Source organism: Streptomyces sp. NBC_01428 (assembly GCF_036231965.1).
In the GTDB taxonomy this organism is placed as follows: Bacteria; Actinomycetota; Actinomycetes; order Streptomycetales; family Streptomycetaceae; genus Streptomyces.
This window is the reverse complement of record NZ_CP109499.1, coordinates 4,044,946-4,057,644: the sequence shown is the minus strand read 5'-3', so window position 1 is coordinate 4,057,644 and position 12,699 is coordinate 4,044,946. Positions and strand designations below refer to the sequence as shown.

The 12,699-nt window shown below is 71.3% G+C and carries 15 protein-coding genes and 3 tRNA genes; 13 read left to right on the top strand and 5 right to left on the bottom strand.

The window, feature by feature from the left end; all coding sequences use genetic code 11:
* Window positions 1–194: 194 nt before the first annotated feature.
* Genes htpX through OG406_RS17520 form a run of 4 tightly spaced genes read left to right on the top strand, consistent with a single transcriptional unit; the run spans window position 195 to window position 3,265 of the window.
* Window positions 195–1,058, top strand: coding sequence for a zinc metalloprotease HtpX (htpX, locus tag OG406_RS17535; RefSeq protein WP_081218828.1), 864 nt, complete (start codon window positions 195–197; stop codon window positions 1,056–1,058).
* Window positions 1,055–1,447 carry a YccF domain-containing protein gene (locus tag OG406_RS17530; RefSeq protein ID WP_081218829.1) on the top strand — a complete coding sequence of 131 codons (393 nt, stop codon included), beginning with the start codon at window positions 1,055–1,057 and terminating at the stop codon, window positions 1,445–1,447. Before htpX ends, OG406_RS17530 begins: the two co-directional genes overlap by 4 nt.
* Before the next feature lie 3 nt (window positions 1,448–1,450).
* A complete protein-coding gene (locus tag OG406_RS17525) occupies window positions 1,451–2,647 on the top strand; it encodes a barstar family protein (RefSeq protein ID WP_329186560.1) in 1,197 nt (398 codons plus the stop codon).
* 51 nt (window positions 2,648–2,698) lie between these two features.
* Window positions 2,699–3,265 (top strand): SMI1/KNR4 family protein, encoded by a 567-nt coding sequence (locus tag OG406_RS17520; RefSeq protein WP_164373179.1) that lies wholly within the window; start codon window positions 2,699–2,701, stop codon window positions 3,263–3,265.
* A 121-nt stretch (window positions 3,266–3,386) separates the two neighbouring features.
* Here the strand turns inward: OG406_RS17520 and OG406_RS17515 are convergent, their stop codons facing one another.
* The gene (locus OG406_RS17515) at window positions 3,387–4,637 is read right to left on the bottom strand and encodes an APC family permease (protein ID WP_329186558.1); all 1,251 of its coding nucleotides are present in this window, start codon (window positions 4,635–4,637) and stop codon (window positions 3,387–3,389) included.
* A 184-nt stretch (window positions 4,638–4,821) separates the two neighbouring features.
* Between OG406_RS17515 and OG406_RS17510 the strand changes: the two genes are divergently transcribed.
* Window positions 4,822–5,088, top strand: coding sequence for a GlsB/YeaQ/YmgE family stress response membrane protein (locus OG406_RS17510; protein ID WP_081218833.1), 267 nt, complete (start codon window positions 4,822–4,824; stop codon window positions 5,086–5,088).
* A 152-nt stretch (window positions 5,089–5,240) separates the two neighbouring features.
* On the opposite strand, the gene OG406_RS17505 is transcribed toward OG406_RS17510, so the two are convergent.
* Window positions 5,241–5,729 carry a YajQ family cyclic di-GMP-binding protein gene (locus OG406_RS17505; protein ID WP_081218834.1) on the bottom strand — a complete coding sequence of 163 codons (489 nt, stop codon included), beginning with the start codon at window positions 5,727–5,729 and terminating at the stop codon, window positions 5,241–5,243.
* A 200-nt stretch (window positions 5,730–5,929) separates the two neighbouring features.
* Between OG406_RS17505 and OG406_RS17500 the strand changes: the two genes are divergently transcribed.
* A tRNA-Tyr gene (locus tag OG406_RS17500) sits at window positions 5,930–6,011 on the top strand.
* Window positions 6,012–6,223: 212 nt separating this feature from the next.
* Complete coding sequence (locus tag OG406_RS17495; protein ID WP_329186555.1) at window positions 6,224–6,742, top strand: hypothetical protein; 519 nt, start codon at window positions 6,224–6,226, stop codon at window positions 6,740–6,742.
* Window positions 6,743–6,854: 112 nt separating this feature from the next.
* On the opposite strand, the gene OG406_RS17490 is transcribed toward OG406_RS17495, so the two are convergent.
* Together OG406_RS17490 and OG406_RS17485 are read right to left on the bottom strand one after the other, a co-directional pair.
* On the bottom strand, window positions 6,855–7,067 hold the full coding sequence (locus tag OG406_RS17490) for a hypothetical protein (RefSeq protein WP_081218853.1): 213 nt from the start codon (window positions 7,065–7,067) through the stop codon (window positions 6,855–6,857).
* A 139-nt stretch (window positions 7,068–7,206) separates the two neighbouring features.
* The gene (locus OG406_RS17485) at window positions 7,207–7,863 is read right to left on the bottom strand and encodes an SDR family oxidoreductase (RefSeq protein WP_329186553.1); all 657 of its coding nucleotides are present in this window, start codon (window positions 7,861–7,863) and stop codon (window positions 7,207–7,209) included.
* A gap of 267 nt (window positions 7,864–8,130) precedes the next feature.
* On the opposite strand from OG406_RS17485, the gene OG406_RS17480 reads away from it, so the two are divergent.
* Window positions 8,131–9,153: a hypothetical protein gene (locus OG406_RS17480; RefSeq protein ID WP_329186552.1), complete on the top strand. Its 1,023-nt coding sequence runs from the start codon at window positions 8,131–8,133 to the stop codon at window positions 9,151–9,153.
* A 367-nt stretch (window positions 9,154–9,520) separates the two neighbouring features.
* Here the strand turns inward: OG406_RS17480 and OG406_RS17475 are convergent, their stop codons facing one another.
* Entirely contained in the window at window positions 9,521–10,768 is a 1,248-nt protein-coding gene (locus OG406_RS17475; RefSeq protein WP_327409148.1) for an amidohydrolase family protein, read from the bottom strand.
* 417 nt (window positions 10,769–11,185) lie between these two features.
* Here OG406_RS17475 and OG406_RS17470 point away from each other — a divergent pair.
* The 5 genes from OG406_RS17470 (at window position 11,186) to OG406_RS17450 (ending at window position 12,680) form a co-directional block, all read left to right on the top strand.
* Window positions 11,186–11,258: transfer RNA gene (locus tag OG406_RS17470), tRNA-Thr, on the top strand.
* Between the two features lie 46 nt (window positions 11,259–11,304).
* Window positions 11,305–11,377: transfer RNA gene (locus OG406_RS17465), tRNA-Met, on the top strand.
* An 87-nt stretch (window positions 11,378–11,464) separates the two neighbouring features.
* Window positions 11,465–11,629, top strand: coding sequence for a 50S ribosomal protein L33 (gene rpmG / locus OG406_RS17460; RefSeq protein WP_004571794.1), 165 nt, complete (start codon window positions 11,465–11,467; stop codon window positions 11,627–11,629).
* 168 nt (window positions 11,630–11,797) lie between these two features.
* Window positions 11,798–12,250, top strand: coding sequence for a MaoC family dehydratase N-terminal domain-containing protein (locus OG406_RS17455; protein ID WP_081218857.1), 453 nt, complete (start codon window positions 11,798–11,800; stop codon window positions 12,248–12,250).
* Window position 12,251: 1 nt separating this feature from the next.
* The gene (locus OG406_RS17450; RefSeq protein WP_266615768.1) at window positions 12,252–12,680 is read left to right on the top strand and encodes a MaoC family dehydratase; all 429 of its coding nucleotides are present in this window, start codon (window positions 12,252–12,254) and stop codon (window positions 12,678–12,680) included.
* The last annotated feature ends 19 nt before the right edge of the window (window positions 12,681–12,699 follow it).

The window sequence follows — 12,699 nt, the reverse complement described above, 5'->3', positions numbered from 1 at the left end:
GCCCCTCCGCACGCTCCACGCGCGCGTGGAGCACCGCCCGGATCACCCGCACGGCCCACCCGCCGGGCCGCGCGCACAAGGGAACTAGACCCTCCCGTCTGGCGTTGACCAGTACGGGAGGGTCCACTGAAGAGTGGAAGCAGAGCAGTAAGCAAGCAAAGGGTTCCCCTGCCGCACCACTTGGAGGGCGTACCGTGCACCGCCGGCACAACGGGCTCAGGACAGCCGTACTCCTCGGGGGACTGTCCGCACTCATCATCGTCATCGGCAGCTTCTTCGGGCGGACCGGCCTGATCGTCGCGCTGGTCATCGCGCTCGGGACGAACGCGTACGCCTACTGGAACAGCGACAAGCTGGCCCTGCGCGCGATGCGGGCACGCCCGGTGAGCGAGTTCGAGGCCCCCGCCCTGTACCGCATGGTCCGCGACCTCTCCACGCAGGCCCGCCAGCCCATGCCGCGGCTGTACATCTCGCCGACGGAAGCGCCGAACGCCTTCGCGACGGGCCGCAACCCGCGCAACGCGGCCGTGTGCTGCACCGAGGGGATCCTGCGGATCCTGGACGAGCGCGAGCTGCGCGGCGTCATCGGCCACGAGCTCAGTCACGTCTACAACCGCGACATCCTGATCTCGTCCGTGGCCGGTGCTCTCGCCTCCGTGATCATGTTCCTCGTCAATTTCGCCTGGCTGATCCCGATCGGCCGCTCCAACGACGACGACGGCCCCGGCATCCTCGGCATGCTCCTGGTCATGATTCTGGGACCGCTCGCCGCCTCCCTCATCCAGCTCGCCATCAGCCGCTCCAGGGAGTACGAGGCGGACGCGTCCGGCGCCCAGCTCACCGGCGACCCCCTCGCCCTCGCGAGCGCGCTGCGCAAGCTCGACGCCGGCACCAAGCAGCTGCCCCTGCCTCCCGAGCCGCGCATCGAGACCGCGAGCCACATGATGATCGCGAACCCATTCCGCCCGGGACAGGGAATGTCCAAGATGTTCTCGACGCATCCGCCGATGGCGGAGCGCATCGCCCGGCTCGAGCAGATGGCAGGTCGACAGCAATGAGAACGATTCTGAACGTCATCTGGCTGATCCTGAGCGGCTTCTGGCTGTTCCTCGGGTACCTGGCCGCGGGCGTCATCCTCTGCATCACCATCATCGGCATCCCGTTCGGCATTGCCGCCTTCCGCATCGGCATCTACGCGTTGTGGCCGTTCGGCTATACGACGGTGGAGCGCCATGACGCGGGCGCCCCGTCCTGCGTGGGCAACGTCCTGTGGCTGGTCCTCGCCGGCTGGTGGCTGGCCCTGACCCACATCGTGACGGGCATCGCCATGTGTCTCACGATCATCGGCATCCCGTTCGGCATCGCCAACTTCAAGCTCATCCCGGTCTCGCTGTTCCCCCTGGGCCGCGAGATCGTGCGCACGGACGAGCCGTTCGCGGCGCGCTAGCGCATGACCACGGGGGAGGAGCCGCCGAAGTACCGGCTGGTGCCGTACGAGGCCGAGGCCGCACCGTGCGGCACGGAGGCTCCGGGCGAGCCCTGGGCGCTGTGCGCCGACGCCGAGGGCCTCTTCGGCGCCCCGCCCCCGCCCTCCCGCCGGACGTACGAACTGCTGGGATGCGCACCCCAGGGCGACCTGAGGAAAGCCCTCCCCCACGCGCGTGCGCGCCGTACCGCCCCGCTCGGCACCCTCCGCCTGGAGAGCCTCGACCGAACGGGCGAGCGTGCCGACTCCTGGACCTGGTGCCTGGAGGACGTCCGCGTTCTCGGCGACCGCCCCCGCGCCGACGATCCGTCTTTGGTCGACATCACCGTCGAGGCGTCCGAGTCCGCGGAGAACGCCACGGAGAGCCCCCGACGGCCGCCCCTCTCACCCGGCTACCTCCTCCTCGGCGCCGAGGAGGAGCCCTGGGGAACGTGCCGGGACCTCGCTCACATCCGCCTCGGTCCCGAGCCGGCGGAAGCGCCGATACGACTGCTCGGCTGCTCGCCGGGCGGCGCCCTCCGCGTCGCTCTGGACGCCGGGGACGAGGACCTGGGCCACGGCCAGTTGCTGCGCCTCGACCTCCACGGCAGCACGGTCCAGCAGGCCGTCGAGGGGGAGGTGACGGCCTGGATCCCGTCGGCGCGCGGCCGGGGCCTGGTCGACCTCGCCCTGGACCCCTGGTCGGAGCGCCCGCCGCCCGGAGCCGCCGAGGTCTGGGACCTGTGGTGGGAGGGGCGTCCGTCCGCCCCCGGCCTCTGGGCCCGCTACGGCCCGGAAGCCCGCTCCTGCTGGCTCGACACGGCCCGTCACCACCACCCCCGCGACGCCCCGTCCGCACCCGCCGGAACCACCTTCCACCTCGACGGCCGCCACATGACCGACCACCCCGGCTTCCACTGCGCGCTCGGCGAAGCGGTCAACGGCCCCGGCGGCTACTTCGGCCGGAGCCTGGACACGCTCGGCGCCTGCCTGCGCGGAGGGTGGGGCGCAGAACGGCCCTTCACCCTCGTCTGGCACGCGTCGGCCGTCGCCCGCAGCCGTCTCGGCGCCACCCCGCACACCGACTTCGGCCGCATCCCGCCCACCGATCACCGCCCGCCGGCCTTCGAGGAACTGCTCGCGTTCCTGGGGGAAAAAGGGGTCGATGTCCGTCTCGATTGAGGGTTGTCCACAGGCTGCCCGATTGTCAGCGGCGCGCTGCATGATGAACCCATGACCGAAATCGAGCAGTTGCTGGCACGGGTCGCCACGGAGGCCCGCAACACCCGTCCCTGGGGCTGGCCTTCGCTCCCCGAGCCCGTGGACACGGCCGAGGTCGCCCGTGCCGAGGCCGTCCTGGGCTTCCCGCTGCCCGCACTGCTCGCCTCGCTCTACCTGCGGATAGGGGACGGCGGATTCGGCCCGGAATACGGCCTGTTGCCCCTCCTGGAAGGCCCGCCGTCGGGTGAGCCGGCCGTCGTCCCGCAGTACCTGGCCAGTCGGCAGAGCGGCCGCAAGGACCCCGAGTGGCCCTGGCCCGAGGGCGTGCTGCCGATATCCCACTGGGGCTGCGGCATGTACGCGTGCGTGGACTGCCAGGACCCCGACGGGGCCGTCCTGCTGTACGAGCCGAACGCCGACGAGGCGGACCACGCCTGGTACGTGGACGCACCGGACCTCGCGACCTGGCTCCGCACATGGCTCGACGGCACGGGTTGGTACGAGGAGTCCAACGACGGAGGGGACCTCCAGCCCTGGACCGCCTTCTCACAGCGCACGACAACAGCCGGGACGCCCTGACCCACGGCTCCGTACCGCACACCACGCTCGACGGAGCGGGGACGACGCCACCGGCGGCCGACCGCGTCCTCGGGCCGAGCCCGACCTCGAAGCAGGCGCAGTCGCCCGGCGCCCGCGTCGATCAGCGCGAGAGCGAGGCCGCCCACCGACGTACGCCGTAGACAGCCGCCCCGACCGCCAGCACACCCGCGCCCACCACCACCGACACCACGGGCAGGGCGACCGCCAGCGTCAGGCACCCCACGAGACCCAGCACCGGCACGACCCGCGACACGAGAGCCGAACTCACCGTCCAGGCAGACGCGTTGGCGACCGCGTAGTAGGCCAGGACACCGAAGGAGGAGAAGCCGATCGCCCCGCGTACGTCCACGGTCGCCGCGAGCACGGCGACGACCGCGCCCACGGCCAGTTCCGCCCGGTGCGGGACCTGGAAGCGTGGATGCACGGCGGCCAGAGCACCGGGCAGATGACGGTCACGAGCCATGGCCAGCGTGGTCCGCGAGACGCCGAGGATCAGCGCGAGAAGTGAGCCGAGCGCGGCCACCGCGGCGCCCACCCGCACGACCGGCACGAGCCCGGACAGCCCCGCCGCCCGTACGGCGTCCACGAGCGGCGCCTCCGCGCGCCCCAGCCCGCCCGGCCCGAGCACGGAAAGGACAGCGACCGAGACCGCCGCGTACACCGCGAGAGTGATGCCGAGGGCCAGCGGAATCGCGCGCGGAATGGTGCGCCCCGGGTCCCGCACCTCCTCGCCGAGCGTCGCGATCCGCGCGTACCCGGCGAAGGCGAAGAACAGGAGACCGGCCGCCTCGAGCACGCCTCCCGGGCCGGACGACAACCCGATGCCGAGCCGCCCGGCATCGGAGGCGTCCGAGCCGAGACACCCGACCACCACGGAAGCGAGGACACCCAGGACCACCGCCACGATCACCCGGGTCAGCCAGGCCGACTTCTGCAGGCCGCCGTAGTTCACGGCGGTCAGTGCGACCACGGCCGCGACCCCCACCGCGTGGGCCTGCGCCGGCCAGACGTACGCGCCCACCGTCAACGCCATGGCAGCACAGGAGGCCGTCTTGCCGACGACGAACGACCAGCCCGCCAGATAGCCCCAGAAGGCCCCGAGCCGCTCACGCCCGTAGACGTACGTGCCTCCCGAGGCGGGGTACAGGGCGGCGAGGCGGGCCGAGGACATCGCGTTGCAGTAGGCGACGACGGCGGCGATCGCGAGACCGAGCAGCAGCCCGGGGCCCGCCGCCCGCGCAGCCGGACCGAGTGCGGCGAAGATCCCGGCGCCGATCATCGAGCCGAGCCCGATGACCACGGCGTCACCCGGACCGAGGGTTCGGCGCAACGCGGCGCTGGACTGAGGCATGCGCCGCACCCTACTGATCTCTGCAACCGAAAAGAGCCGTGGCCACGTCTTGTTCATCGACACGGCACCGGCGGGACGCAGAGGTCACCCGCAGCGTGGACGGACAGGACGAGCACGTCACTGCCGGACCGAACTCACAGGTTCGGGACAGCGTGACTGCGGCACGGAGGGGCAGGTTCAGGGCATGGGCATCATCAGCTGGATCATTCTGGGGCTGCTGGCAGGCGCCGTGGCCAAGCTCCTGCTCCCGGGCCGCGACCCGGGAGGGTTCATCGGCACGACCCTCATCGGTGTCGCGGGCGCGTTCATCGGCGGCTGGATATCGGCCCGCTGGCTGGACCACCCCATCAGCAAGCACTTCTACGACGGTGCCACCTGGGCGGCCGCCATCGGCGGTTCGCTCGTGCTGCTGATCATCTACCGGGTCCTCTTCGGCAACTCGCGCGACTGAGCGCGCGGCGGGTTCCGCCGGAGACCGCGACCGGAGGACGAGAAGGGTGGACACCCAGGGGGTGCCCACCCTTCTCGTGACGCCACCGGCGCATGGCGCGCCCGCCGAACCGCGGGTGCGCCCCCGGTTCGCAGGGGACGTTCCCGTCCGTCCTACCGGTAGTTCACGTACTGCAGCGCGAAGTCGAAGTCCTTGCCCTTGAGGAGGGCCTGGACGGCCTGCAGGTCGTCACGGCTCTTCGAGCTGACACGCAGCTCGTCGCCCTGCACCTGAGCCTTCACGCCCTTGGGGCCCTCGTCGCGAATGATCTTCGCGACCTTCTTCGCGTTGTCCTGGGAGATGCCCTCCTCGATGGACGAGAAGATCTTGTACTCCTTGCCGGAGAGCTGCGGCTCACCGGCGTCCAGCGCCTTCAGCGAGATGCCGCGCTTGATCAGCTTGGTCTCGAACACGTCGAGGATCGCCTTCACGCGCTCCTCGGAGTTCGCCTCCATGAGGATCTTCTCGCCGGACCAGGAGATGGAGGCGCCGACGTTCTTGAAGTCGTAGCGCTGCGAGATCTCCTTGGCGGTCTGGTTGAGGGCGTTGTCGACCTCCTGCCGCTCGACCTTCGAGACGATGTCGAAACTGGAGTCGGCCATGTCCTGTGGCTCCTTGTATCGGGGTGCGTGGGGGCGGCCGTCGAGCCCGGCGTAGGCCCCGGCCGCATCCGCATAAGCCTAGCCACCCCCTTCCCTCCAAGGCTCGATCAATCGGGTGGCGAAGCACCCCCGGGCATCGGGTATCGTTTACGTCGTTGCCACGGAGCACCGCCCAAAAGCGGGGTTCAGGCAGCAAACCTGGCGGTGTGCCCGAGCGGCCAAAGGGAGCAGACTGTAAATCTGCCGGCTTAGCCTTCCGTGGTTCGAATCCACGCGCCGCCACATGAAGGTAAACCCCCTCCGATCTGCGGAAACGTAGATCGGAGGGGGTTTCTTCGTGTCGGGGTGAAGGGCAGGGGCGAGTCGCCCCGTCGAGGCCCGTCCCGCCGCCCGGTCGAGGGGCTGCTCCCCGCTTCCAACGGTCCCTCCGGGGCCGTTGCGTGACCGTGACGGGAGTGCCGAACAACGTCCCGTGTCGCTGTCATGCTTCGGTCATGTCTGATGAGGTGGTCGCCGAGTCCGGTGCGGGAGCTGTTCGGCCGTCCGCCCGGCCTGAGGGGTCCGAGCCCCGGCGGAAGCGCGGAGTCCTCGGAGCGCGGGGCGCCTTGGCGGTGGCGGCCGTGCTCGGGCTCGTCGTCGGGTCGGGGGCCGTCGCGACGGCGTGGGCCCTGTCCGGAGCCGGTGACGGTGGAGCGGGGACGTTCACCTTGGTCGGGCGGATTCGTATAGCGGGCGCACCCGGTCAGGCCGGGACATGCAGCGGTGACGGGCCGTGGAGTGACGTCGACAAGGGTGCGCTCGTCACGGTCTACGACTCCGAGGGCCTGGTCGTCGCGACCGGCACACTCGGCACGGGTGCCTACGACGATGCGGCGGCGTGCACGTTCCCGGTCATCGTGCGGAACGTGCCGGACGACTCGAAGTCGTATGGCGTGCGCGTCGGTTGGCACCCTCGGAAAGACATCACCAACGAGGTCGCGCGCACGGGCGAGCTGGTCCAGATGCTCGAATGACGCAGCGGCGGTCGGAGGTTCTCGCATGCGCCCGGGACACCCGCGCCCGGGCCCCTGGCGGAGCGCCCGGCCCGTCGACCTTTCGCCGGGTGCTCAGAGGCCCTAGGACGCGTCAGAACAGCGGCAGTTGGCCCGGGAAGTCCGGGACCGCGTAACCGTCCAGGGTGGGCTGGGCCGCGCCGAGTTGGGCCTGACGGCGTGAACCGGGGCACGAGACCAGCTCGCCGCTCTCCCGCCCGCCGGGCGGATCGTGCCGAGCGAACCGGCCCGCGACGACGGCGATCTCCCGGCGGCACTCGGGGCAGTGTCTGCGACGCGATGACATGTCATCAGTGTGCCCCGCGCCCGCCGGGTCGTGTCGGACGGCATCGGTGACACGGACCGGACGGCACGGCGCACACGGCCGGCACCGCTCGGCGTACGCGAACAGTGCTCAGCATGTGGGCCGAGGGTGGGGTGCAGCCCTAGTTCCCGGCCACCGACTTCACCGCCACCGAGATCGGTGTCGAGCCTCCGATCGCCTCCAGGGTCAGACCGGCCGTCGCCGAGGTGTCCACCAGCTCGGCGAGGATCGCGGCGACGTCGTCACGGGGGATCATGCCGCGCCCCGTGGACGCCTCCAGCCGTACCAGGCCGGTGCCGGCGTCGTCGATCAGGCTGCCGGGGCGCAGGATCGTCCAGTCCAGGCCCTTACGGCCGCGGATGTACGCGTCGGCCTCGCCCTTGGCCCGCAGATACGCGTCGAAGATCTCGTCACCGGGGTGTTCCGCGTCGGCGCCCATCGAGGAGACGACCACGTGACGCCGTACACCCGCGAGCTCCGCGGCGTCCGCGAACAGGATGGCCGCGCCCTTGTCCACCGTCTCCTTGCGGTCCACCCCGCTGCCCGGGCCCGCGCCCGCCGCGAAGACGGCCGCGTCCGCTCCGCGCAGGTGTGCCGCGACGTCCTCCACCGACGCCGACTCCAGGTCGCACAGGGCCGGCTCGGCGCCCGTCGCCCGCAGATCGTCGCTCTGCTCGGCGTGGCGGATGAGCCCCACGACCTCGTCGCCGCGCGCGGAGAGCAGCCGCTCCAGCCGCAGCGCGATCTGACCATGACCTCCAGCGATGACAATGCGCATGTCTCCGACCGTACGCCCGGACGGACACGTTCGCCGCACAACCCTGTGGACAACTCATGCGTCACATGGGTGATCACTGTGGACGCACCGGGTGCGCCAGGTGCACCGGATGGATCAGGTGCGCCGGTCGGCCCGCACGGGCCGATGGCCCGGTGCGGCGGACTCACGGTGGTCACGTCGAGAACGACGGAACACGCGAACGAAGGATGACGGGCGGCCCCGCCCGGCGTCGTAGAGGAGACCACCATCACCGCCATACGCAAGACCGTGACCGCGGCCGGCTGCACCGTCGCCCTCCTCGCCACGGCGGCCGCCTGCGGCACGGTCGAGAACCTCACCGCCGGTCAGAAGGTGGACCACGCGGTCGACCGGCTCGGCGAACAGAAGTCCCTCTCCTTCCGGTTGGACCTGGACGCCGACGCAGCCGCGATCAGCGCGCTGGGCGGCGACGCCGACCCGGACGAGGCGCTGCCGCCCGAGGCCGCGAAGGCCCTGAGCACGCTGCACGTCGATGTCTCGGTCAAGTCGAGGAAGCCGCTGGCGGATTCGGGCGAGAAGGACCTTCTCGGAACGAGCCTGAAGGTCTCGGGAGCGGACGGCGTCCTGGCCGAGTTCCGTGTCGTCGGCGACTTCACGTACTACCGCGCCGACATGAAGGCCCTCGGCAGGACGATGGGCTTCCCCCTGCCCTCCGCCGACGATCTCCCGCCGGGCGAGAAGGAGATGCGGAAGGTCTTCGAGGGCGACTGGGTGAAGATCGACACCAAGGCCCTGGAAGATGCGCAGAAGTCCGCGGGCGGCCCCAAGGGCGCCGGCGGCCCTGGTGACATCGACGCCAAGACGCAGAAGAGGATCCTGGACGCGGTGGGCGCGGTCATCGGCCGCAAGGTCGCCTTCCGTACCAAGGAGGGGGCCGACGGCGTCGAGCACGTCGTCGCCACGGGCAACTTCCGCGATCTGGTCACCGGCGTCGTCGCCAAACTCCGGCCGCTCCAGGGCGACCTTCCGGCGGGCATGGAACTCCCCACGGCGAAGGACCTCAAGGACGCCCCGGACAAGAAGGTCTCCGTCGACTTCACCCTGAAGAACGGCGACCTCCGGCAGATCAGGATCGACCTCGCCGCTCTCACGGACGGCCCCAAGGGCAGCAGGCTCCCCCTCGTCCTGAAGCTCGCCGAGGCCGGAGACGTCCGTGCGCCGAAGGGAGCCACGGAACTCCCGCCGGGCACGTTTCCCGGCGTCGGCCCCGGAGTACTGGGCGGCGGCATGCTCGGCGGCGGCGAACTCTAGAGCGCCCGCGCGAGCCGAGCCCGCGCGAACCCCCGCAACCCGCTCATCCCGCGCGAGCGGAGCCCGTCAACTCGCTCAACCTGCGCGAGCGACCCCCGTCAACTCGCTCAACCTGCCCGCGCGAACCCCACCAACCCGCACGAGCGAACCCCGCCAACCCACTCAACCTGCGCGAGCCGAGCCCGCACCGCAACCGCCCCACCGGCCTCCGCCCCACCGGTCTCCGGCCGACCGCCTCCGCCCCACCGGCCTCAGCAAGCCCCCGAAGGCCGGTGGGGCGGAGGCGGTCGGCCGGAGTCCCGCCTCGGGGTGGACCGGATCGGCACGAGGCCGGATCGGGCGAGGCCGGATCGGGCCGGATCGCGTCCTACGAGAGCCCCCCGCGCCCCTGTCGCGGCAGGTCGAGCCCCGACGCGGACGCCGAGTTGCAGTACTCGCGCACCGCGCTGGTCCGCGCCACCACGCGCCCCCGGTGCACGACGATCCGGCTGTACGCGAGGGACAGCACCCCGTCGAGCCGCTCCCCGCGCACGGCCAGCAACTCGGCCGGGAACCCCGCCTCCACGCGCACCTCCGGAAGCCCGAGAGCGGCCCGGGCGGCGCAACTCACCGCCTCGTAGGCGTCCTCGGGGCGCAGGCCGTGGAGGGAGGCCAGCAAGTAGGCGGCCTCCAGGGGGTCGCCACGGCCCACCGGGTTCGACCCGTCCCGCAGGGCGCCGCTGCCGGCCGCCACGCGCACGCCGGCCGACCGCAGCAGCCGTACGGGAGCGGTGGCGCGGACGTCGGCCGAGCCGCAGCCGCCCTGCGGCAGGCACACCACCGTCACGCCGGCCGCGGCGAGTTGGTCCGCGGCGCGGGACGCCACCTCGGTCGGCAGCCCGCCGAGCCCGCCGCACGGTCCGAGCGTCACGCCCGGCCGCAGCCCGCCCGCCATGGCCGCGAGCCGGGCGAGCCGCGCGGGGTCGGCGGCGTCCGTGTGCAGGTCGACCGGGCAGCCGTGTTCGGAGGCGAGCTCCAGGACCGCCTCCACGTACCCGGTGGGATCGGGGTCGGCGTCCGGGCAGCCGCCCACCACGGAAGCGCCCATCTTCAGGGCGTCCCGCAGCATCGCCAGCCCGTCGGCCCCGGCCGCCCCGGTCAGCAGCCGGGGCATCGCCACCGTGGTCAGTTCCGCGAGGCCCCGCAGCGACCGCCGCACCTGGAGGACCGCCGCCAGCGCGTCCAGCCCCTGTACGTCGCCGACGCGCACGTGGGAGCGCAACGCCGTGGCGCCGTGCCCCAGTTGCAGCAGGGCGGCCTCGGTGGCCCGGCGCTGGATCTCCTGGTCGTCGTAGGCGAGCGGGCCGTCGCCGTCGGCCGTCAGGGCGGTGTCGCTGTGCGCGTGGGCCTCCGCGGGCGCCGGCAGGAGGAGATAGCCGTCCAGGTCCACCTTCGCGGCGAGGGCCCCGGAGGCGCCCGCCAGGCTTCCGGCGGTCCCGACCGCCTCGATCCGCCCGCCGCCCAGCCGTACGTCCACGGACCGGCCGTCGGTGAGGCGCGCTCCGCACAGCAGCAGCGCTGAGGTGTCGGTCTGTCCCGACGAGGAGGGGGGCGGCTGCTGCTGTCGGTCGGGCATCGCGCTCCTGGGCTCGAGGGCGGCTGCGGGAGGGACGGCTGCGGAACGAGGGGACACAAGATCACGCAGCGTGAGTCGAGCCTAGGGTGGCGACCCGTCAACGTCGGGGAGGAGCGCAATAGTCGTACCGGTGTGGTCCGTCGGCGCGTGGTTGACCAGGCAGGACCGCACCGGACCGGACCTGGGCGGGAGTTCGGCGACACGGCGCGCGCGACGGGACCGGCGGGGCTCAGGCTGCGCCGGGACGGCCTCGGGAGACCTCGTCACGCCCTCGTCACCGCGTGTGATCCGTGGGCCGCCAGGGGTGCTTGAGAGGTCCCGGGAACGGCCGGGCGAACAGCGGGGAACAGGCCGGGGCGGGTGCCGCGAAACGGATTTGGGCGATCGGCGGGCGACCGTGTAATGTCTTCATCGCTCGCCCCAATAGCTCAGTCGGTAGAGCGTCTCCATGGTAAGGAGAAGGTCTACGGTTCGATTCCGTATTGGGGCTCTGGTGTGAGAGGTTCCCGTCGCAAGGCGGGGGCCGATCTCATCAAAGCGGTGTAGCTCAGTCGGTAGAGCAAGCGGCTCATAATCGCTGTGTCACCGGTTCAAGTCCGGTCACCGCTACTGACAGTAGCCGATTGCGGGGTCGGTCCTTCGATCGGCTACTCTTCTATGCATTAATGTCCCATCCGTTCGTCAAGGAGCACTCCTGTGGCTGCCACCGACGTCCGCCCGAAGATCACGCTGGCCTGCGTGGAGTGCAAGGAGCGGAACTACATCACCAAGAAGAACCGGCGTAACGACCCGGACCGACTGGAGATGAAGAAGCACTGCCCGCGTTGCAATGCGCACACCGCGCACCGCGAAACGCGATAATTCAGGCTCGTACACGAGGCCGTCCCCTTCGCGGGGGGCGGCCTCGCGTCGTTGTGCAACCGTGTCCGGCACGGATCCGGGGCACCGGAGTCCGCGGCGGCCCGGCTCTTCCGGGTCCGCGGTGGACCCGGCGTCATACAGCGAAGACAACCAGGAGGTGCCGAGCCCATGGCGCTCGACCAGTCCTTCGTGGGGCGGTCCTACCCGCCCACCGACCCCTACGAGGTCGGCCGGGAGAAGATCCGCGAGTTCGCGGAGGCCGTCGGCGACGGTAACCCCGCGTACACGGACCCCGAGGCCGCGCGAGCGCTCGGACACCCTGACGTGATCGCCCCGCCGACCTTCGTGTTCGCCATCACGTTCAAGGCCGCCGGGCAGGTCGTCCAGGACCCGCAACTGGGCCTCGACTACAGCCGGGTGGTGCACGGTGACCAGAAGTTCGCGTACACCCGGCCCGTGCGCGCCGGCGACCGGCTGACGGTCACCTCGACCATCGAGTCGATCAAGTCCCTCGCGGGCAACGACATCCTGGACATCCGTGGCGAGGTCCACGACGAGGCGGGCGAGCACGTCGTGACAGCGGTCACGAAGCTTGTGGCGCGCGCGGCGGAGGTGGGCTGACATGGCGGCGAAGATCTCTTACGCGGACGTCGAGGTCGGCACCGAGCTGCCGGCCGGGACCTTCTCCGTGACCCGTGCCACGCTCGTCCAGTACGCGGGCGCCTCCGGGGACTTCAATCCGATCCACTGGAACGAGAAGTTCGCCGTCGAGGTGGGTCTCCCCGACGTGATCGCGCACGGCATGTTCACCATGGCCGAGGCCGTCCGCGTCGTCACCGACTGGGTCGGCGACCCGGGCGCGGTCGTCGAGTACGGCGTGCGGTTCACCAAGCCCGTCGTCGTCCCGAACGACGACAAGGGCGCCACCATCGAGGTCAGCGCCAAGATCGGCGCCAAGCTCGACGACAACACCGTGCGCGTCGACCTCACGGCGACGAGCGCGGGCCAGAAGGTCCTCGGGATGTCCCGCGCGGTCGTACGACTGGCCTGAGCGGCAACCCGCGGCGCAA